Annotated in this window: 18 protein-coding genes and 1 pseudogene; 15 read left to right on the forward strand and 4 right to left on the reverse strand. The window is 61.9% G+C overall.

The window, feature by feature from the left end; all coding sequences use genetic code 11:
- Positions 1–46: 46 nt before the first annotated feature.
- Positions 47–169, forward strand: coding sequence for a hypothetical protein (locus tag C3Y91_RS38860; RefSeq protein ID WP_260060310.1), 123 nt, complete (start codon positions 47–49; stop codon positions 167–169).
- Positions 169–1,311 (forward strand): TadA family conjugal transfer-associated ATPase, encoded by a 1,143-nt coding sequence (locus C3Y91_RS08225; protein ID WP_032982691.1) that lies wholly within the window; start codon positions 169–171, stop codon positions 1,309–1,311. The genes C3Y91_RS38860 and C3Y91_RS08225 overlap by 1 nt, the downstream gene beginning before the upstream one ends.
- A gap of 132 nt (positions 1,312–1,443) precedes the next feature.
- Here C3Y91_RS08225 and C3Y91_RS08230 read toward each other — a convergent pair whose 3' ends face one another.
- Genes C3Y91_RS08230 through C3Y91_RS08245 form a run of 4 tightly spaced genes read right to left on the reverse strand, consistent with a single transcriptional unit; the run spans position 1,444 to position 6,480 of the window.
- Positions 1,444–1,989, reverse strand: coding sequence for a sarcosine oxidase subunit gamma (locus C3Y91_RS08230; protein ID WP_130764167.1), 546 nt, complete (start codon positions 1,987–1,989; stop codon positions 1,444–1,446).
- On the reverse strand, positions 1,982–4,939 hold the full coding sequence (locus C3Y91_RS08235) for a sarcosine oxidase subunit alpha family protein (RefSeq protein ID WP_168575234.1): 2,958 nt from the start codon (positions 4,937–4,939) through the stop codon (positions 1,982–1,984). The genes C3Y91_RS08230 and C3Y91_RS08235 overlap by 8 nt, the downstream gene beginning before the upstream one ends.
- Complete coding sequence (locus C3Y91_RS08240) at positions 4,936–5,217, reverse strand: sarcosine oxidase subunit delta (protein WP_018071659.1); 282 nt, start codon at positions 5,215–5,217, stop codon at positions 4,936–4,938. Before C3Y91_RS08240 ends, C3Y91_RS08235 begins: the two co-directional genes overlap by 4 nt.
- A gap of 12 nt (positions 5,218–5,229) precedes the next feature.
- Positions 5,230–6,480: a sarcosine oxidase subunit beta family protein gene (locus tag C3Y91_RS08245; RefSeq protein WP_130663525.1), complete on the reverse strand. Its 1,251-nt coding sequence runs from the start codon at positions 6,478–6,480 to the stop codon at positions 5,230–5,232.
- An 87-nt stretch (positions 6,481–6,567) separates the two neighbouring features.
- On the opposite strand from C3Y91_RS08245, the gene C3Y91_RS08250 reads away from it, so the two are divergent.
- The 13 genes and pseudogenes from C3Y91_RS08250 (at position 6,568) to C3Y91_RS38395 (ending at position 19,792) form a co-directional block, all read left to right on the forward strand.
- The gene (locus C3Y91_RS08250) at positions 6,568–7,527 is read left to right on the forward strand and encodes a GlxA family transcriptional regulator (protein WP_018071661.1); all 960 of its coding nucleotides are present in this window, start codon (positions 6,568–6,570) and stop codon (positions 7,525–7,527) included.
- Between the two features lie 79 nt (positions 7,528–7,606).
- The gene (locus C3Y91_RS08255) at positions 7,607–8,290 is read left to right on the forward strand and encodes a helix-turn-helix domain-containing protein (RefSeq protein WP_130706828.1); all 684 of its coding nucleotides are present in this window, start codon (positions 7,607–7,609) and stop codon (positions 8,288–8,290) included.
- Between the two features lie 88 nt (positions 8,291–8,378).
- Positions 8,379–9,287 carry a class II glutamine amidotransferase gene (locus C3Y91_RS08260; protein WP_018071663.1) on the forward strand — a complete coding sequence of 303 codons (909 nt, stop codon included), beginning with the start codon at positions 8,379–8,381 and terminating at the stop codon, positions 9,285–9,287.
- A 38-nt stretch (positions 9,288–9,325) separates the two neighbouring features.
- Positions 9,326–10,012, forward strand: coding sequence for a GltB/FmdC/FwdC-like GXGXG domain-containing protein (locus tag C3Y91_RS08265; protein WP_026170875.1), 687 nt, complete (start codon positions 9,326–9,328; stop codon positions 10,010–10,012).
- Between the two features lie 14 nt (positions 10,013–10,026).
- The gene (locus C3Y91_RS08270) at positions 10,027–11,355 is read left to right on the forward strand and encodes an FMN-binding glutamate synthase family protein (protein WP_027690125.1); all 1,329 of its coding nucleotides are present in this window, start codon (positions 10,027–10,029) and stop codon (positions 11,353–11,355) included.
- 80 nt (positions 11,356–11,435) lie between these two features.
- Entirely contained in the window at positions 11,436–12,743 is a 1,308-nt protein-coding gene (gene glnT, locus C3Y91_RS08275) for a type III glutamate--ammonia ligase (RefSeq protein WP_018071665.1), read from the forward strand.
- A 94-nt stretch (positions 12,744–12,837) separates the two neighbouring features.
- Positions 12,838–13,722: a formyltetrahydrofolate deformylase gene (gene purU, locus C3Y91_RS08280; protein ID WP_003548134.1), complete on the forward strand. Its 885-nt coding sequence runs from the start codon at positions 12,838–12,840 to the stop codon at positions 13,720–13,722.
- A 174-nt stretch (positions 13,723–13,896) separates the two neighbouring features.
- Positions 13,897–15,030, forward strand: a complete 1,134-nt coding sequence (locus C3Y91_RS08285; RefSeq protein ID WP_168575235.1) for an aminomethyl transferase family protein — start codon at positions 13,897–13,899, stop codon at positions 15,028–15,030.
- 11 nt (positions 15,031–15,041) lie between these two features.
- Positions 15,042–15,647 (forward strand): dimethylamine monooxygenase subunit DmmA family protein, encoded by a 606-nt coding sequence (locus C3Y91_RS08290; protein ID WP_075224575.1) that lies wholly within the window; start codon positions 15,042–15,044, stop codon positions 15,645–15,647.
- Positions 15,644–16,609, forward strand: a complete 966-nt coding sequence (locus C3Y91_RS08295) for a PDR/VanB family oxidoreductase (protein ID WP_024321769.1) — start codon at positions 15,644–15,646, stop codon at positions 16,607–16,609. The genes C3Y91_RS08290 and C3Y91_RS08295 overlap by 4 nt, the downstream gene beginning before the upstream one ends.
- Positions 16,610–16,640: 31 nt before the next feature.
- Positions 16,641–17,681, forward strand: coding sequence for a heme-dependent oxidative N-demethylase family protein (locus C3Y91_RS08300; RefSeq protein WP_075224573.1), 1,041 nt, complete (start codon positions 16,641–16,643; stop codon positions 17,679–17,681).
- A gap of 50 nt (positions 17,682–17,731) precedes the next feature.
- The gene (locus C3Y91_RS08305) at positions 17,732–19,069 is read left to right on the forward strand and encodes a trimethylamine monooxygenase (RefSeq protein ID WP_130683304.1); all 1,338 of its coding nucleotides are present in this window, start codon (positions 17,732–17,734) and stop codon (positions 19,067–19,069) included.
- A gap of 121 nt (positions 19,070–19,190) precedes the next feature.
- Positions 19,191–19,792: pseudogene (locus C3Y91_RS38395) on the forward strand (PAS domain-containing protein).
- Positions 19,793–19,810: the final 18 nt, after the last annotated feature.

The raw sequence follows: 19,810 nt of genomic DNA on the forward strand, positions 1-19,810 counted from the left end.
GGGTATCGCCCGCCAGTCGATCCGGAGAGAGAGAACGATGGAAACGATGAGCAGCATCTTGATACTTGGATTGGTCCTCATTCCACTGATGATGTTCTTTCCGACCGCGGTTCAGATGATGGCGACACTGTTCGGCATGAGCACGGTCCTGGTCGGGATGCCGCTCTGATGAAAGCCGTTTCCGACGACGCTGCCGAACAGGCAACCTTCCAGGTCCTGACCCGGGCGCTGGACAAACTGCTCGGGCCGATCCGTTTTCTCCTCGACGATCCGAGCGTGTCCGAAATCCTGATCAACGGGACATCCGACATCTTCGTCGAAAGGCGAGGCAAGCTCGAACGCGCCGATACGCGTTTTGCCAGTCGCGAGGACCTGGAATCGGCCGCGCGCAGCATCGCGCAATTCTCAGGCAAGCGGCTGACGCCCGAGGAGCCGAGCATCGAGGCCCGTCTGCCGGATGGTTCGCGCGTGCAGATGATCCAGCCGCCGGCCGCCCGCACCGGGCTCTGCATCTCCATTCGCCGCTTCCTGAAAGAACATCGCAGCATCCGCGACCTCGTCACCCAGGGCAGCCTGACGGAGGAATCGCTGTCGCTGCTGCAGGCGGCCGTCGGGCTGCAGAAGAATGTCATCATCTCCGGCGGCACCGGCACCGGCAAGACGACGATGCTGAACGCGCTGTCGGAAGCCTTTGCCGACCACGAGCGCGTCATCGTCATCGAGGACACGTCCGAACTGCAGATCCGCAAGGAACACGTGGTCTATCTCGAAGTGACGAAACCCGACCGTTTCGGTCGCGGCGGCGCCAGCATCCGCGACCTGTTCCGCTCGTCGCTGCGCATGCGGCCCGACCGGATCATCGTCGGCGAGTGCCGCGGCGGCGAGGCGCTCGATATGATTCAGGCGATGACGTCGGGCCACAGCGGCAGCCTTTCGACGGTGCACGCGAACACGCCCTATGACTCCCTGCACCGGCTGGAAACGCTGGCGCTGATGTCTGATATCGACATGCCGCTTCGGCCGCTGCGCGCCCAGATCGCCTCGGCAGTCGACGTCGTCGTGCAGATCGCCCGCTTCAAGCGCACCGGCCGGCGCCGGGTGATCGAGATTTCCGAGATCAAGGGCCTGAACAATGACGGCCAGTATATCGTCGAAAGCATCTACAAGCTCGAGGGCGACGGTCATTCCAATCCCGACGGCGCACTGCTTTGGACCGGTGTCGTGCCGAGCTTTGCCGCCGATGCGGTGGAAGAGCTGCAAGGCGCGGAGCGCCCCGAATGGGTCGGTGCCGCCGCGCTGCATACAGCTTAAAAACGATCGAAACCTGCCTCTAGAACAGGAAGATTTTAGGCCGGGCCGGCCCAAAATCTTCCTGGTCTACATTCTATAGTTAGAGCATGATGTCATCCGAAAACCGCTCACACTTTTCGGCATCATGCTCTGTCAGACGCTATCCTTTTCAGCGCTCGCCGCCATATGGGTGAGATCGTCCCAGAGGCTTTCGGCAAAACTGCGCAGAACCGTAAGCTCGAAGCTGTCTTTGCCGGTGCGGACGATCTGCACAGAGAGATGACCGACCATCGTCATCGCCGAATGGCCGTCCGGGAAGACGGAAGGATCGAGATCGACGGCGGTCCCCCTTGAGAGAAGCGCCCGCGAAGAACGGCCGGAAACGCCGATCCGCACGCGCCCGTGGCTCTGGTCCATGACGAAGGCCTTTCCCGCAAGCGCTGCCGCGAGAGCATCGAGGTTGGCAGGGACAAGCGGCTCGTCGCCGGCGACGAACCATTGCCGGAAACCCGCCTTGCGGATCGAAGTTTTCGCAAAGCCTGCTTTCAGCAATTCCGCAGCGAGCGCGGTTGGCTCGATTGCGCCGAGCACATGCATGAGATGGCCCTCCGGCAAGGCTTCCAGCCGGACGCCTGCCCCTGAGATGCTGTTATATGCCGTGCCGGCCAGAACCGGTTTGTGCTGCGGAAGATCAGGCATGGAGCTTCTCGTTTTCAGGATCGATGAAGACGGGATGGCAGAGCACCGCATCGGTGAATTCGTTGCGCAGGCCGTTCCAGACCGTCACCTTTTCACCGATGCGCTCCGGCCCACGCCTGACGAGCGCCAGGCCGATCATATGGCCGAGCCCCGGCGAAAAGGCGCTTGATGTCACGTAGCCCTGGTCGTTTTCGAGCGTCGCCGCAACGCCGTCGGCAAGAATATGCGAGCCGGTGCGGAAACCGCTTGCCGGATCGAGCGGCTTGACGCCGACGAGGCGCGGCCGCTCAGGGTCCTGCAGTCCTTCGCGCGCCAGCATTGCCTTGCCGATGAAATCCGGCTTGGTGGATGAAACCATGCGGCCGAAGCCGAGATCGCCGGGCGTTACCGTGCCGTTGATCTCAGCATGGGTGACATGACCCTTTTCGATGCGCATGACGCCGAGCGCTTCGGCGCCATAGGCGCAGATGCCATGTTTCTCGCCCGCCGCCATGATCGCATCGGCGACACCTTCGCCGTAGCCGGCCGGTACTGCAAGCTCGTAGGCGAGTTCGCCGGAGAAGGAGATCCGGAAGAGCCGGCCTTCGAGGCGGCCGCCGAAGAGGGAGACCTTGCGGGCGCTCATGAAGGGGAAGGCCGCATCCGACAAGTCCTCGTCGACGATCTCCTCGAGAATGGCGCGCGACTTCGGCCCGGCAACGGCCATCTGCGCCCATTGATCGGTCGAGGAGGCAAAGCAGACGTCGAGGTCCGGCCAGAGCGTCTGGGCGCAGAATTCGAGATGGGTGAGCACGCCGGCGGCAAGTGCGGTCGTCGTCGTCATGAAGAAATGCTCGTCACTGAACCGGCTGGTGGTGCCGTCATCATAGATGAAGCCGTCCTCGCGCAGCATGATGCCGTAACGCGCCTTGCCCAGAGCAAGTTTGGCGAAGCCGTTGCAATAGATGCGGTCGAGGAAGGTCGCGGCATCCTTCCCGAAAATCTCGATCTTGCCGAGGGTCGAGACGTCGCAGAGGCCGGCATTTTTCCGGATGTTCAGCACCTCGCGGTCGACGCTTTCGCGCCATGTCGTCTCGCCGGCACGCGGAAACCAGGAGGACCGGTACCAGAGGCCGGTTTCGACGAAGACCGCGCCGTTCTTCTCGGCCCAGCCATGCAGCGGCGATTTGCGCGCCGGCTGGAAATGTTTGCCGCGCGATGTCCCGGTCAAGGCGCCGAAGGAAACCGGCGTGTAGAAGGGCCGAAAGGTCGTCGTTCCCACTTCGGCGGGCGACACGCCGCGCGCCTCGGCAAGGATGCCGATGGCGTTGATGTTGGAAAGCTTGCCCTGGTCGGTCGCCATGCCTGATGTGGTGTAACGCTTGGCGAGCTCGACATGGCCGTAGCCTTCGCGGACGGCGAGGCCCAAATCCTTGAGATGCACGTCGTTCTGGTAATCGACGAAAGCCTTGCCCTTCGAGCCTTTGACCGACCAGAGCGGCTTTGCCTGTGCAGCCGCCTCGGAGGCCATAGTAAAGGCCGGTTCCGCCGCCGCGAAGCCGATCGTCTTCAACGCGGCAGCTGCCTTTGCGGCGCCATCGCCGAGGCAGGTCGCCGTTTGCGCAAGGCCGGCGGCCGAGCCGGCAATGGTCAGACCTTGCTGCTGGACAGGCGCCAGAAACGCCGATGCCTCGTCCGACCATTGCGGTTTTGCACCGCGATGGCAGGCAAGATGAATGATCGGGCTCCAGCCGCCCGACATGGCAAGCGCATCGGCTTCGATCCGACGGGTGCCGGTTGCTGCCTCGACGCTGACGCCGCGCAGGCGCTTGCCGCCAAACGCATCGATAAGCCTGGCGCCCTTCAGCACCTCGGCGCGGCCCTGCCAACTCGTGGCCGCATCCCCGCGGCTGTCGACGATCGCCGCGACCGCGAGGCCGGCGGCTTCAAGATCGGCAGCGGTGCGATATCCGGCATCGTTGGTGGTGAAGATGACCGTGCTTCTGCCAGGTGCTACCGCCTGCCGGTTGAGATAGCTGCGCATGGCGCCCGCCATCATCACACCGGGAATATCGTTGCCGCCAAAGACGAGCGGCCGCTCTTCGGCGCCGGTCGCAAGGATCGCCTGGCGGGCGACGATGCGCCACAATCTTTCGACCGGACGATCCGGATCGGGCGTCGCCACATGCTTCTGCACCCGTTCGACGGCGCCGAAGACATTGTCGTCGTACCAGCCGAACACCGTCATCCGCGGCAGGCGCCGCACATTCGGAAGTCCCTCCAGCTCGGCAAGCAGCTCACCGAGAAGCGCGTCTGCCGGCTTGCCGTCGACAGAACCGCTGTCGGAAAGCAGGCTGCCGCCCAGTTCGGGTCCCTCGTCGGCGAGGATGACGCGCGCACCGGCGCGGCCGGCGGTCAACGCTGCGGCAAGACCGGCAGGGCCGGCGCCGATCACCAGCAGATCGCAATGCGCCCAGCATTTCTCGTAGGAATCCGGATCGGCCTGATAGGAGGCCCTGCCGAGGCCTGCCGCCTTGCGGATCACCGGCTCGTAGAGCTTTTCCCAAAGCGCCGCCGGCCACATGAAGGTCTTGTAGTAGAAGCCGGCGCTGAGGAAGGGCGACAGCAGCCCGTTGACCGCGCCGACATCGAAGCCGAGCGAAGGCCAGCGGTTCTGGCTCTTTGCCGTCAGCCCCTGGTAAAGCTCGATCATCGTCGCGCGCGTATTCGGTTCGGTGCGCCCGCCGTTGCCTGTCGTCACCAGCGCGTTCGGTTCGGCAGCCCCCGCCGTCAGGATGCCGCGCGGGCGGTGATATTTGAAGCTGCGGCCGACGAGCTGGACGCCGTTGGCAAGCAGCGCCGAGGCGAGCGTGTCGCCTTGATGGCCTTCAAGGGGCCTGCCGTCGAAAGTAAAGCCGAGCGACGTGGTGCGATCGATGCGGCCGCCGGAGGAAAGACGGAAGCTCGTCATGCCGGTTCTCCACCGAGCTTGGAAAGGGCAGCATCCCTGACGCCGTAGACCGCATGGGTGACGGTATCGCGTTCGACGATCAGCCAGCGGCGGCATCCGGAAGAGTGGTGCCAGTATTCGCTGTGCCGGCCGCGCGGATTGTCACGCAGATAGACATAATCGAACCACGCCTCCGCACCGGCATCCGGCGCCGGCCGAGCAAGGCCCGCATCGCCGCGGATCGAAAATTCCTCCTTCGGTCGGGCGCCGCAATGAGGACAGGAAATCAGGCTTGCCATCGTCAAATGTCCTCAGTGCAGATTGGGCTGGGCGCCGACGCCCTTTTCGTCGATCGGGTAGCCGCGCGCGAAGCGGTCGAGCCGGAAGGCGCGGGCGGTCTGATGCGGCGCATTGCGGGCAATCAGATGGGCGTAGCAGAAGCCGGAGGCGGGTGTCGCCTTGAAGCCGCCGTAACACCAGCCGGCGTTGAGATAGAGATTGTCGATATGGGTGCGATCGATGATCGGCGAGCCGTCCATGCTCATATCCATGACGCCGCCCCAGGATCGCAGATAACGCACGCGCGACAAGGAAGGGATCATCGCCAGCCCGGCTTCGGCGACATGTTCGACCGAAGCGAGATTGCCGCGCTGGGCATAGGAATTATAGCCGTCGATATCGCCACCGAAGACCAGGCCGCCCTTGTCCGACTGGGACACGTAGAAATGCCCGGCGCCGAAGGTGACGACCGTGTCGATGAACGGCTTCAGCCCCTCTGAAACAAAGGCCTGCAGCACATGGCTTTCGATCGGCAGGCGAAGGCCGGCCATATCGGCGACGACGGTGGAATTGCCGGCGGCCGCAAGCGCCAGCTTGCCGCAACCGATGAAGCCCTTGCTGGTCTCGACGCCGGTCACCTGGCCGTTTTCGCTGCGGATGCCGGTCACCTCGCACTGGGTGATGATGTCGACACCGCGTTGATCGGCGCCGCGCGCATAACCCCAGGCGACCGCATCGTGGCGCACCGTGCCGCCGCGCGGGTGGAACAGGCCGCCCATCACCGGGAAACGGGCATTGTCGAAATCGAGGAAGGGCAATTTCTTGCGCACCGCCTGCCGGTCGAGAAGCTCGGCGTCGACGCCGTGCAGCCGCATGGCGTTGCCGCGGCGCGTATAGGCGTCGCGCTGCGCGTCGGAATGGAAGAGGTTGAGCACGCCGCGCTGCGAGACCATGGCGTTGAAGTTGAAGTCTTGCTCCAGCCCTTCCCACAGCTTCATCGACAACTCGTAGAAGGGATTATTGCCCGGCAACAGGTAGTTCGAGCGGATGATCGTCGTGTTCCTGCCGATATTGCCGGAGCCGAGGTAGCCCTTTTCGAGGACGGCGACATTGGTGACGCCGAATTCCTTGGCAAGATAATAGGCGGTGGCAAGACCATGGCCGCCGCCACCGACGATGATGACGTCGTAATGCGGCTTCGGCGCCGGGTCGCGCCAGGCAGGCGCCCAGCTTTTGTTGCCGCGAAGGCCGTTCAGGAAAATCGAAAGAGCGGAATAGCGCATGGGTCAATCCGAAATGAACAGCTGCATGATGCCAGAAAGAGGCCAGCAGACTTGCACGATAGGGACATAAATAGCTAAGAAAGAGACATGTCCTCACTTGATAGCAGAAATGCCCAGACGATCGGTTTCATCCTTATCCCGGGATTTGCTCTGATGTCCTATGCCTCGGCGACCGAACCGCTCAGGGCGGCAAATCTCTTGGCGGGACGTGAGATCTATCGGCTGCAGATCTTCTCGCCGGATGGCGCACCGGCGCTTTCCTCCTCGGGCGTCAGCGTCCCGGCCGAACCTCTGCCCGTCAGGGGCGCGGGGCTCGGAACGGCCTTCGTCTGCGCCGGCGGCTTGCCCCGGGACTGGCGGTATCCCGGCGTCCTTTCCTGTTTGAGGCAGCTGTCGCGCGAAGGTGTAAGAATCGGCGGCATCTCGGGCGGTCCGTATCTGATGGCCGCCGCCGGACTGCTTGGCGGCCGCGACTTCACCATCCACTGGGAGCATGCCTCAGCCCTTCTCGAAGCCTTCCCGGACCTCACGCCGCGTCAGGCGCGCTTCATGATCGACGGCAACAGGATTACCTGCGGCGGCGGCATCGCACCGCTCGACATGATGCACGTGCTGATCGCCGAGCGCATGGGGCCGGATTTCGCCCGCCGCGTCAGCGACTGGTATCTTCATACCGAGGTCAACGAACCCGCAGCCCCGCAGCGCGCCTCGCTGGCAGAGCGCTATGGCGTCTATCATCCAGGCCTGCTCAGCGTTCTCGAACGGATGGAGGAGACGATCGAGATGCCGCTCGAGCGTGCCGCCATGGCGCGCATCGCCGGCGTCACCACCCGCCATCTCGACCGGCTCTTTGCTGCCCAGCTCAATACCACCTTCCTCGATCAGTACCGCAGGATCAGGCTGCAGCATGCCCATCGCCTGCTGAAACAGAGCCCGCTTTCCGTCTCGGAAATCGCGGTGGCCACCGGTTTTTCCAGTCTGAGCCATTTTTCCCGGATGTTCCGCGCGGTCTATGGCATCGCTCCGCGCGCGGCGCGGCGGGAATAGTTTTCTTCACGGTTGAGAAATTTTCACTATGACGATAGGGTTGCCTTCAGACAAAAGACAAGGCGGCAGTGGAAAACCCATGAAATTGAAGCGTGAAGCGGCAGAACAACCGGAACAGGCCCATGGTGGACGCACAGCCTTTTCCCAGGACCCGCACGCCGTCCGCGAGCCGAAGGAAAACAACCTCGAAATGGCGATCGGCCATGAGGTGCGCGCCTACCGCAAGAAACTCGGCATCACGGTCACCGATCTGGCGGCGGCCACCGGCATTTCACTCGGTATGCTGTCGAAGATCGAGAACGGCAACATCTCGCCGTCACTGACGACGCTGCAATCCCTATCACGGGCGCTCGGCGTGCCGCTGACCGCGTTTTTCCGCCGCTTCGAGGAACCGCGCAATGCCGTCTTCGTCAAGGCAGGCCAAGGCATCGAGCTCGAACGGCGCGGCACGCGCGCCGGCCATCAATATAATCTGCTCGGCCATATCGACAACAATACCAGCGGCGTCATCGTCGAGCCCTATCTCATCACATTGACGGCCGATTCCGACATCTTCCCGACCTTCCAGCACGAGGGCATGGAGTTTCTCTATATGCTCGAAGGCGAGGTGGTCTACCGTCACGGCGACCAGCTTTTCCAGATGCAGCCGGGCGACAGCCTGTTCTTCGATGCCGATGCGCCGCATGGGCCTGAGGAACTGGTGAAGCTGCCGAGCAAATACCTCTCGATCATCACCTATCCCCAGCAGATCTCCAAAGGCTGACTTGCCTTAAAAGAAAAAATCTTTCTTCCGAGTTGAAAACTCAAAACAGACCTGCTAGTCCTTTCTCAACACGAACGGAGGTCTCGTCATGTGCGGAATTGTGGGTCTCTTCCTCAAGGATAAAAGTCTCGAACCGGAGCTCGGCGCGCTGCTGTCCTCCATGCTGGTGACGATGACGGATCGGGGGCCGGACAGCGCCGGGATCGCGATCTATGGCGACGCCAGCGGCAGCAATGCCAAGATCACCATCCAGTCGGCCAATCCGAAGAAGGATTTCGCCGGCCTCGAGGCCGAACTCGGCGAGGCGGTTGGCGCACGGGTCGCCATCCAGGTGAAGAGCACGCATGCCGTCATCACGCTTGCGAGGGACCTGCTCGACGCGGGCAAGGCAGCCGTTGCGGAACTGCGTCCGAACGTTCGCATCATGAGCAGCGGCGACGCCATCGAGATCTATAAGGAAACCGGCCTGCCGAAGGATGTTGTCTCCCGCTTCGCGGTCAATTCAATGGCCGGCACCCACGGCATCGGCCATACCCGCATGGCGACGGAATCGGCCGTCACGACGCTCGGCGCCCATCCTTTTTCCACCGGCTCCGACCAATGCCTGGTGCATAATGGCTCGCTGTCCAACCACAACAATCTGCGCCGCGAGCTGAAGCGCGAAGGCATGACCTTCGAAACGGAAAACGACACCGAGGTCGCCGCCGCCTATCTGACGGCAGAGATGGCCAAGGGCAAAAATCTCGGCCAGGCGCTGGAAGGCGCGGTGGATGACCTCGACGGCTTCTTCACCTTCGTCGTCGGCACGAAGTCCGGCTTCGGCGTCGTGCGCGACGCGATTGCCTGCAAGCCCGCTGTCATGGCCGAAACGGACCAGTATGTCGCATTCGGTTCGGAATACCGGGCGCTCGTCAATCTGCCCGGCATCGAGAATGCCCGGGTCTGGGAGCCGGAGCCTGCAACCGTCTATTTCTGGGATCACCAGAAGGTCGCTTGACCGGCACCTCATGCGCATTCTCCAAGGGTTATCGAAACATGCCTGTCATTGATCTTGCCACTACGCCGTTGCGTGAACTCAACAGCGCCCTGCACAACATCCAGAACGGTTCGAACGATCTTTCCTTCGAAGTCGTCAACCCGCGCGGCAGCCATTCGGTTGCCGTCGGCATCGATGCACCCGTCACGGTCGACGTGAAGGGGTCCGTCGGCTATTATTGCGCCGGGATGAACGACGGCGGGACCGTCACCGTTCATGGTTCGGCAGGTCCGGGTGTTGCGGAAAACATGATGTCTGGCACAGTCGTCATCGAGGGCGATGCCAGCCAGTATGCCGGCGCAACCGGGCGCGGCGGCCTCCTTGTCATCAAGGGCAATGCGGCGTCTCGCTGCGGCATCTCGATGAAGGGCATCGACATCGTCGTTCATGGCAATATCGGCCACATGTCCGCCTTCATGGGCCAGTCCGGCCATCTTGTGGTGCTCGGCGATGCCGGCGACGCGCTTGGGGATTCGCTCTACGAGGCGAAGCTCTTCGTGCGCGGTTCGGTCAAGAGCCTGGGTGCCGATTGCATCGAAAAGGAGCTGCGTCCCGAGCATCTGACGAAGCTGGCCGAACTTCTCGAAAGGGCGGGCGTGACCGAAGTGCGGCCCGAGGAATTCAAGCGTTACGGCTCCGCCCGCAAGCTTTACAATTTCAATATCGACAACGCTGACGCATATTAAGGCGAGGGACCATCATGAGCTATCACAACCCCTATACCCCGCCGCGCAAGTCCGCGACCTTCGACGATTACACGCTGGCGGAAATCCGCCGTGCTGCGGCGACCGGCATTTACGACATCCGTGGCGCCGGCACCAAACGGAAGGTTCCGCATTTCGATGACCTGCTGTTTCTCGGCGCATCGATCTCGCGCTATCCGCTCGAAGGTTACCGCGAGAAGTGCGACACGTCAGTCGTCCTCGGCGCGCGCTTCGCCAAAAAACCCATTCACCTGAAGACGCCGATCACCATTGCCGGCATGAGCTTCGGCGCGCTCTCCGGCAATGCCAAGGAAGCGCTCGGACGCGGCGCGACGATTGCCGGAACCTCCACCACGACAGGCGACGGCGGGATGACCGATGAAGAGCGCGGCCATTCACAGACGCTGGTCTACCAGTATCTGCCGTCGCGATACGGCATGAATCCCAAGGACCTGCGTCGCGCCGATGCGATCGAGGTGGTTGTCGGTCAGGGCGCAAAGCCCGGCGGCGGCGGCATGCTGCTCGGCCAGAAGATCTCCGATCGCGTCGCCAACATGCGCAATCTGCCGAAGGGCATCGACCAGCGCTCGGCCTGCCGCCATCCGGATTGGACCGGCCCGGACGACCTCGAAATCAAGATCCTGGAACTGCGCGAGATCACCGACTGGGAAAAGCCGATCTATGTGAAGGTCGGCGGCGCGCGTCCCTATTACGATACAGCGCTTGCCGTGAAGGCCGGTGCCGACGTGGTGGTGCTAGACGGCATGCAGGGCGGAACCGCCGCGACACAGGATGTCTTCATCGAGAATGTCGGCATGCCGACGCTTGCCTGCATCCGCCCCGCTGTCCAGGCGCTGCAGGATCTCGGCATGCATCGCAAGGTGCAACTGATCATCTCGGGCGGCATCCGTTCGGGCGCCGACGTGGCCAAGGCACTGGCGCTGGGCGCCGATGCCGTTGCCATCGGCACGGCGGCGCTTGTTGCGATCGGCGACAACGATCCGCACTGGGAAGAAGAATACCAAAAGCTCGGCACGACGGCCGGTGCCTATGACGACTGGCACGAAGGCAAGGACCCGGCTGGCATCACGACGCAGGACCCGGAGCTGATGAAGCGGCTTGATCCGGTCGCCGCTGGCCGCCGTCTTGCCAACTATCTGAAGGTTATGACGCTGGAAGCCCAGACCATCGCGCGCGCCTGCGGCAAGAACCACCTGCATAACCTGGAACCGGAAGATCTTTGCGCGCTGACGATGGAGGCCGCCGCCATGGCCCAGATCCCGCTCGCCGGCACGAACTGGTATCCCGGCAAGGGAGGCTACTGATTTCTACCGGCCGGGCAAACGTCCCGGCCGCCTCGCATCCATAACCAAAGTGTCTCCAAGAAATCCAAAGGGGAACGAGAATGACACTGGACCTTGCTGCTTTTGCCAGAGACAAAGGCATCAAATATTTCATGATCAGCTATACCGACCTGTTCGGCGGCCAACGCGCCAAGCTGGTCCCCGCAGAAGCCATCGCCGATATGCAGAAAGATGGCGCCGGCTTTGCGGGCTTTGCAACCTGGCTCGATCTGACGCCTGCCCATCCCGACCTGTTTGCGGTTCCCGATGCTTCCTCCGTCATCCAGCTACCCTGGAAGAAAGACGTCGCATGGGTTGCTGCCGACTGCGTCATGGACGATCGGCCTGTCGAACAGGCACCGCGTGTGCTGCTGAAAAGACTGGTCGCTGAAGCTGCGAAAGAAGGGCTCCGGGTCAAAACCGGCGTAGAGCCCGAGTTCTTTCTCATCTCCTCGGACGGCTCGGTGATTTCGGACCAGTTCGATACAGCCGAAAAGCCCTGCTACGATCAGCAGGCCGTGATGCGTCGCTATGATGTCATCGCCGAGATCTGCGACTACATGCTCGAGCTCGGCTGGAAGCCCTATCAGAACGACCACGAGGACGCGAACGGCCAGTTCGAGATGAACTGGGAATATGACGACGCGCTTCAGACAGCCGACAAGCACTCCTTCTTCAAGTTCATGGTCAAGTCGGTCGCCGAAAAGCACGGCCTTCGCGCCACCTTCATGCCAAAGCCATTCAAAGGCCTGACCGGAAACGGCTGCCATGCCCATATCTCGGTCTGGGACATCGATGGCAAGGTCAACGCCTTCGCGGACAAGGAAATGGCCTTTGGGCTCTCCGCTCAGGGTAAGACCTTCCTCGGCGGCATCATGAAACACGCCTCCGCGTTGGCCGCGATCACCAATCCGACGGTCAATTCCTACAAGCGCATCAACGCGCCGCGCACCACATCGGGCGCGACCTGGTCGCCGAACACGGTCACCTGGACGGGCAACAACCGCACCCACATGGTGCGCGTGCCGGGACCGGGACGTTTCGAGCTGCGCCTGCCGGACGGTGCGGTCAACCCGTATCTGCTGCAGGCGATCATCATCGCGGCCGGCCTTGACGGCATCCGCAGCCAGGCCGATCCCGGCCGGCATTACGATATCGACATGTATGCCGAGGGGCATCTGGTGAAGGACGCGCCGCGTCTGCCGCTCAACCTGCTCGACGCGCTGCGTGCCTATGATGCCGACGAGGGATTGAAGCAAGCGATCGGGGCTGAGTTTTCCGCCGCCTATCTCAAGCTCAAGCACCAGGAATGGAATGCCTACTGCTCGCATTTCACCCAGTGGGAACGCGACAGTACGCTCGACATCTGAGTGGCTGGACGCCTCCAATCACTGACGCGCCGGGGCGAACAGGCTCCGGCGTGATCGGGTCCCCTGCACTTGATATGGCGAAGAAAGTGACAGCATGAAGAACTTCGTACTCACCGTATCCTGCAAGTCGACGCGCGGCATCGTGGCGGCGATTTCGAGCTATCTGGCCGACAAGGGCTGCAACATCATCGACAGCTCGCAGTTCGACGATCTCGATACCGGCAAGTTCTTCATGCGCGTCAGCTTCATTTCGGAAGAGGGTCTTTCGGGCGCCGATATCGACACCGGTTTTGCAGCCGTCGCCGCTCCTTTCGAAATGGATTACGATTTTCACGACAGCGAGAAGCGCATGAAGGTGCTGCTGATGGTGTCGCGCTTCGGCCATTGCCTCAACGACCTGCTTTATCGCTGGAAGATCGGCGCGCTGCCGATCGACATCGTCGGCGTCGTCTCCAACCATTTCGATTACCAGAAGGTCGTGGTCAATCACGACATCCCCTTCCACCATATTCCGGTCACCAAGGCCAACAAGGTGCAGGCCGAGGCCCGCATCATGGAAGTGGCCGAGCAGACCGGCACCGAACTGATCGTGCTCGCGCGTTACATGCAGATCCTCTCGGACGAGATGTGCCAGAAAATGTCCGGGAAGATCATCAATATCCACCATTCCTTCCTGCCGAGCTTCAAGGGCGCAAACCCTTACAAACAGGCCTACGGCCGCGGCGTTAAGCTGATCGGGGCAACCGCGCATTACGTCACCGCCGATCTCGACGAAGGCCCGATCATCGAGCAGGACACGGCGCGCATCACCCATGCGCAGTCGCCCGACGACTATGTCTCGATCGGCCGCGACGTCGAAAGCCAGGTGCTGGCCCGTGCCATCCACGCCCATATCCATCACCGTACTTTCATCAACGGCAATCGCACCGTGGTCTTCCCGGCAAGCCCCGGCAGCTACGCCTCCGAACGCATGGGTTAGAGACGGCTTGGGGGACGGCAAAAACGTAGCCGCATCCGTTGTTCAGATGGTTAAGGTTGCAGCAAGCGCCGTCAAAAGTTTGGGAAATGCATGCCGGGCGGGGTTGCCACGGCGCGAAAGACTTATATAGTCAGGAAATAAATATTCCGTAGAGGAAACAAAAGGGAACGGACAATGGCTTTATCATGGCGTTTCTCCGTCTTGGCGGATCGGCATCGCGCTCTGGGATCGAAGCTCGAGGACTGGAGCGGCATGGGCACCGCCTGGACCTACGACAAGGACATGTCGGAAGAACATGTCGCCGTCCGCACCAAGGCCGGCATCATGGATGTCTCGGGCCTGAAGAAGGTGCACCTGGTCGGCCCGCACGCCATCGCCGCGCTTGACTCCATCACCACCCGCGACCTGACGAAGATTTACCCCGGCCGGTCGGTCTACGCGACCATGCTGAACGAGCGCGGCCACTTTACCGACGACTGCATCGTCTATCGCACCGGCCCGAATTCCTGGATGCTGGTGCATGGCTCCGGCTCCGGCCACGAGGAACTCGTCAAGCAGGCGGCAGGCCGCAATTGCGCGGTGCTCTTCGACGACGACCTGCATGACCTGTCGCTGCAGGGGCCGATCGCGGTCGATTATCTCGCCAAATATGTCCCCGGCATCCGCGACCTCAAATATTTCCATCATATGCAGACGACACTGTTCGGCGCACCGGTGATGATCTCGCGCACCGGCTATACCGGCGAGCGCGGCTACGAGATCTTCGTGCGCGGCCAGGACGCCGTCATGGTCTGGGACCGGATCGTCGAGGAAGGCAAGGAGATGGGCATCATCCCCTGCTGCTTCTCGGTTCTCGACATGCTGCGGGTCGAAAGCTACCTGCTCTTCTACCCCTACGACAATTCGCAGATGTATCCCTTCGCCGATCAGCCGCCCGGCGACAGCCTCTGGGAACTCGGCCTGGACTTCACCGTCAGCCCCGGCAAGACGGGCTTCCGCGGCGCCGAGGAACATGCCCGCCTCAAAGGCAAGGAACGCTTCAAGATCTTCGGCATGCTGATCGATGCCGACGGACCGGCCGATCTTGGCGACCAAGTCTTTGCCGACGGCAAAAAGGTCGGCGTCATTACCTGCCCGAGCTATTCATCGCTGACGAAGAAATCCATGGCGATTGCCCGTCTGGACGTTGACAAGGCGGTGCATGGGACGAAACTCGAGGTCCGCGGCAAGACCGTGAAGGCAGGCGCCACCGCCCACACGCTTCCTTTCGACGATCCGGAGAAGAAGAAGAGGATTGCCGTAGGTTAAGGAGCACGCAAATGCTCGTTGCAGGCATCAAGAGCCGACCAGTCTACACGGGCCTGACCATCCAGCCGCGCGCCCGGCGGCACATTTTCGCGCTCGAAGGGGAGGGCGCCAAGGCTCTGCTCGATCAGCAGCCGGGGCTGGACGAAACGGCTCTTTCCCGCAGCGAGATCCTCTATGTCGCCCGCGGCTCGCAGGGTACCGGCCTGGACGAGGCGCTGGCCCGCCTCGGCGCCGACATGTTCTTCACGGCGCCGACGATTGCCACGCTGCTCTTCCGATTGAAGGGTTCGCTCGCCACCGCCCACATGGGCACGCGGCTTTATCTGTCGGGCACGGAAGGTTTCATCGGCCAGGCAATGCTGGTGGCGCTCGATTACGGCATGGACCATGCCTCCGTCATCACCGAGCATCGCGGCTCGCTGGCCCGGCGTGTGCAATGCGTCCATTGCAAGGGCATCACCGACGACGTCACCACCAGCCCTTTCACCTGTAGCCATTGCGGGCTGCCGCTTCTGGTGCGCGACCATTATTCGCGCCGGCTCGCCGCCTTCCAGGGCGTCAATATCGATGCGGAAGAACCGGGTAGCGCGCCTGATCCGGAGGAGTTGTTCCTTTGAGCGGTGGTACTGAAATTCCTGTCCGCGTGACGCGGATCACGCCGATCGCCGAGCGCGTCAAGCGCTTCCGTTTCGAGCGCCTTGACGGCAAGCCGATGCCTTATTTCTCCGGCGGCGCCCACGTCATCGTTTTGATGAACGATGGCGGCCATATGCGCCGCAATGCTTATTCGCTGATGTCGCCGCCGCATGATTGCGCAGCCTATGAAATCAGCGTGCTGCACGTCGAGGATTCGCGCGGCGGCTCCACCTTCATGCATGAGAAGCTCAGCGAAGGCGACGAGCTCAAGGTCAGCTATCCCGTCAACCTGTTCCAGCCGGACTGGCGCGGGCGCAAGCACCTTCTGATCGCCGGCGGCATCGGCATTACCCCCTTCATCGCGATGATGGAGCAATTTTCCCGCGAGGGCGCCAATTTCGAGCTGCATTACGCCATCCGCACGCGCGACCGCGGCGCCTATTGGCAGCAACTCGTCGAGCGCTATGGCAGACATCGCATCAAGATCTATTGCGACGCCGAAGGTGGCGCCATCCCCCTGCCGCGCCTGCTCGACAGCCAGCCGCTCGGCACGCATCTCTATGTCTGCGGCCCATCCGGGATGATCGACGGCGTGCTGAAAACGGGGCTGGACGCCGGCTGGCCGGAGCAGAACCTGCATTCGGAACGGTTCCTGTCGTCGCTGCCCGGCAAGCCCTTCGCGATCGAACTCCTGCGGTCCGGCAAGACCGTGAAGGTCGGTCATCACGAAAGCATGCTGGAGGCGATCGAGGCGGCGGGCGTCGACGCGCCCTTCCTCTGTCGCGGCGGCGCCTGCGGTCAATGCGAGACCGGGGTCGTCACCTGCGACGGCAAGCTGCTGCACCATGACGTCTATCTGACGAACGAAGAAAAAGCATCCGGCCGCAAGGTGATGATCTGCGTTTCCCGCTTCGAGGGAAACACGCTGCATCTTGATCTCTAGCGGCATCGGAAGCGGAACAAGGAGACCGGACATGGCAATCGTCTTCAAGCAGGAAACCTTCCGGAACGATTTCAGCTATCGGAACAGCCCCGAAAACATCCGGCGTTTCCCGTTTCCCTTCGACCGCGACGAATACATGTATTCGGTCAACATGGAGCCGCATGTGCACGGCCGGGCGGGAACCGTCTACGAAAGCCTGATCGACGTCGACGAGCATTATGTCGCCGAGATGCACGACCGGGCGCTGGTCCTGAAGGAAGATCCGCTGCGCTACCAGGCGCTGCCGCACATGATGAGCGCGCAATGGGATACGCTCGAACTTTTGATGGAAGAGCAGGCGGCGGGTTACCCAGACCATTTCACCCTGATCCGCAACGGCGACCAGTGGCGCTGGATCAACCGCCCGCTCGGCATCGACGACAGCTTCACCTTTGGCGATGCCTCGACGCTGCCCTATGAGCCCTTCGAATATATCACCCGCCAGGCCCAGGGCGACTTCTGCATCGTCGACCAACGCGACGGCAATCTCTGGATGGATGCCGGCATGGTGACGACGCAGGCCGACTGGTCGCTCGATTTCGATATCGGCATGAACTTCATGGAATGGCACGGACCGGTGCCGCTCGCCCACCAGATCGGCGTCTTCGACAGGGCGCTGAAATTCCTGTTGAACCTGCAGCAGGGCAAGCCGACACGGCGCTTCAACTGGACGATGACGATCAATCCGCGGCTCGACACCAGCCCGGAGAATTATCACAAATGGGGTCCTGACCGCACCACGGTGACGCCGGAGAATGTTGGCGAGAAGGTGCATCTGCGCGTCGAATTGCAGAGCCTGTGGCGCCTGCCGCGCTCGAACGCCATCCTTTTCGTCATCCGCTGCTACCTGATGAACATGGAAGAGCTCGCCACCGTGCCGAAATGGGCGCGACGCTTCCCGCGCGTGCTGAAGACGCTGCCGCCTGAGCTCATCGACTACAAGGGCCTCACCCGCTTCCGTGAGACGACGATCGACTGGCTTTCCAAATATGACGACGGGGCGCCGACCAGCCCCGGCATCTATCCGGACTGAGGCGCAGCGATGCGTCAGGCAATGCGATATAATCAAGAGGGGAATGCTTCATGACTAGAGTAGCCGTCATCGGTGCCGGTCCTTCCGGACTGGCGCAGCTGCGCGCCTTTCAATCGGCCGCCCAGAAGGGCGCCGAGATCCCGGAGATCGTCTGCTTCGAAAAGCAGTCGGACTGGGGTGGGCTCTGGAACTATACCTGGCGCACCGGGCTCGACGAATATGGCGAGCCGGTCCACGGCAGCATGTATCGTTACCTCTGGTCGAACGGCCCGAAGGAATGCCTCGAATTCGCCGATTATTCCTTCGAGGAGCATTTCGGCAAACCGATCGCTTCCTATCCGCCCCGCGCCGTGCTCTGGGATTACATCAAGGGTCGCGTCGAGAAGGCGAATGTCCGCCACTGGGTGCGCTTCAGCACGCCGGTGCGCATGGTCCGTTTCGACGATCAGACGAAGAAATTCACGGTGACGGCGCATAACCGCGTCGAGGACCGGATGTATGACGAGGAGTTCGACTATGTCGTCGTGGCATCAGGTCACTTCTCGACGCCGAATGTGCCCTATTTCGAGGGTGTGAAGACCTTCAACGGCCGCGTGCTGCATGCCCACGACTTCCGCGACGCGCTTGAGTTCAAGGGCAAGGACATCCTGCTCGTCGGCCGCAGCTATTCGGCCGAGGACATCGGCTCACAATGCTGGAAATACGGCGCGAAATCGGTGACCACGAGTTACCGCTCGAAGCCGATGGGCTTCAAATGGCCGGAGAATTTCGAGGAGCGGCCGCTGCTGACCAAGCTCGAAAACCGCACGGCGCATTTCCTCGACGGCTCGACCAAGGGGGTCGATGCCGTGATCCTCTGCACCGGATACCAGCACCATTTCCCCTTCCTGCCCGACGATCTCCGGCTGAAGACGGCCAACCGCCTCTGGGCTGACAGCCTCTACAAGGGGGTGATCTTCGACAAGAACCCGCAGCTTTTCTATATCGGCATGCAGGACCAGTTCTACACCTTCAACATGTTCGATGTGCAGGCCTGGTGGGCGCGCGACGTGATGATGGGCCGCATCACCCTGCCGCCTGAAGAGGAGCTGAAGGCCAATTTTGACATGTGGCGCGCCCGCGAGGAGACGCTCGAAGATGCCGAGCAGATGATCTGGTATCAGGGCGACTATGTGAAGGAACTGCTTGCCGAAACCGATTATCCGAGCTTTGACATCGAGGGGACCAACCAGACCTTCATGGAGTGGGAGCATCACAAGGCCCACAACATCATGGGCTTCCGCGATCATGCCTATCGATCGCTGATGACCGGCAATATGTCGCCGACGCACCACACGCCCTGGGTCGAGGCGCTCGACGATTCCATGGAGGAATATCTGCGCAACTGATGAGGCGGACCTGCATTGCCGGAGGAGGGTATTCATGCTCTCTTCCGGCATTGTGACGTGCGCCTTTTTAAATGAGACGACATAAATCCATCTGCAACTCTTCTCTTCGGATGTGGCCTTCATGGATTTTCAAACGAGCATTCTCGGGCGCATGAGTGGTTTTCTCTATCGCTGCCGTGCCGATGAAAACTACACGATGCTGGAGATGACCAACGGCATCGAGCGCATCTTCGGTTATCCCGTCGACGAAATCATCGGCAACCGCACGCGGACCTTCACCTCGATCATGTACGAGGAAGACGTGCCTCTGATGGACGAGATCGTCGGACGGGCGCTGGAGAAGCGCACGGACTGGACGATGGAGTACCGCTCCGCCATGCCATGGGTCATCTCATCTGGGTGACCGAGACGGGCGGCGGCATCTGGGACGAGAAGGGTGAGCTTCTCTATCTCGAAGGCAGCATCATCAACATCGAATCGCTCTATCAGCGAATCGATGACCAGACCGCCGATATGCGCATCACCGCCTCGAAGACCAATGAAATCCTGCAATCGCTGCGCTACCTGAAGCTGCTCGCCGTCAATGCCGGCATCGAGGCCGCCCGCGCCGGCACGGCCGGATCGGGCTTTGCGGTGCTTGCCGCCGAGATGCGCACGCTCGCCAACTCGTCTGAAGAGGCCGCACGCGCCATTTCCAACGCGCAACGCAAGGCGGAAGGCTGAGCGCTGCCCAAGCAGCGG

The sequence above is a fragment of the Rhizobium ruizarguesonis genome, assembly GCF_012349115.1.
GTDB lineage: Bacteria > Pseudomonadota > Alphaproteobacteria > Rhizobiales > Rhizobiaceae > Rhizobium > Rhizobium ruizarguesonis.

Coding starts and splice junctions, on each gene's coding strand:
- C3Y91_RS08300 (WP_075224573.1), top strand. CDS start 16,641: ATGGCAATCGTCTTCAAGCAGGAAACCTTCCGGAACGATTTCAGCTAT.
- C3Y91_RS08255 (WP_130706828.1), top strand. CDS start 7,607: ATGAAATTGAAGCGTGAAGCGGCAGAACAACCGGAACAGGCCCATGGT.
- C3Y91_RS08260 (WP_018071663.1), top strand. CDS start 8,379: ATGTGCGGAATTGTGGGTCTCTTCCTCAAGGATAAAAGTCTCGAACCG.
- C3Y91_RS08230 (WP_130764167.1), bottom strand. CDS start 1,989: ATGCCTGATCTTCCGCAGCACAAACCGGTTCTGGCCGGCACGGCATAT.
- C3Y91_RS08270 (WP_027690125.1), top strand. CDS start 10,027: ATGAGCTATCACAACCCCTATACCCCGCCGCGCAAGTCCGCGACCTTC.
- C3Y91_RS08235 (WP_168575234.1), bottom strand. CDS start 4,939: ATGACGAGCTTCCGTCTTTCCTCCGGCGGCCGCATCGATCGCACCACG.
- glnT (WP_018071665.1), top strand. CDS start 11,436: ATGACACTGGACCTTGCTGCTTTTGCCAGAGACAAAGGCATCAAATAT.
- C3Y91_RS08285 (WP_168575235.1), top strand. CDS start 13,897: ATGGCTTTATCATGGCGTTTCTCCGTCTTGGCGGATCGGCATCGCGCT.
- C3Y91_RS08225 (WP_032982691.1), top strand. CDS start 169: ATGAAAGCCGTTTCCGACGACGCTGCCGAACAGGCAACCTTCCAGGTC.
- C3Y91_RS08305 (WP_130683304.1), top strand. CDS start 17,732: ATGACTAGAGTAGCCGTCATCGGTGCCGGTCCTTCCGGACTGGCGCAG.
- C3Y91_RS08250 (WP_018071661.1), top strand. CDS start 6,568: ATGTCCTCACTTGATAGCAGAAATGCCCAGACGATCGGTTTCATCCTT.
- C3Y91_RS08265 (WP_026170875.1), top strand. CDS start 9,326: ATGCCTGTCATTGATCTTGCCACTACGCCGTTGCGTGAACTCAACAGC.
- C3Y91_RS08240 (WP_018071659.1), bottom strand. CDS start 5,217: ATGGCAAGCCTGATTTCCTGTCCTCATTGCGGCGCCCGACCGAAGGAG.
- C3Y91_RS38860 (WP_260060310.1), top strand. CDS start 47: ATGAGCAGCATCTTGATACTTGGATTGGTCCTCATTCCACTGATGATG.
- purU (WP_003548134.1), top strand. CDS start 12,838: ATGAAGAACTTCGTACTCACCGTATCCTGCAAGTCGACGCGCGGCATC.
- C3Y91_RS08245 (WP_130663525.1), bottom strand. CDS start 6,480: ATGCGCTATTCCGCTCTTTCGATTTTCCTGAACGGCCTTCGCGGCAAC.
- C3Y91_RS08290 (WP_075224575.1), top strand. CDS start 15,042: ATGCTCGTTGCAGGCATCAAGAGCCGACCAGTCTACACGGGCCTGACC.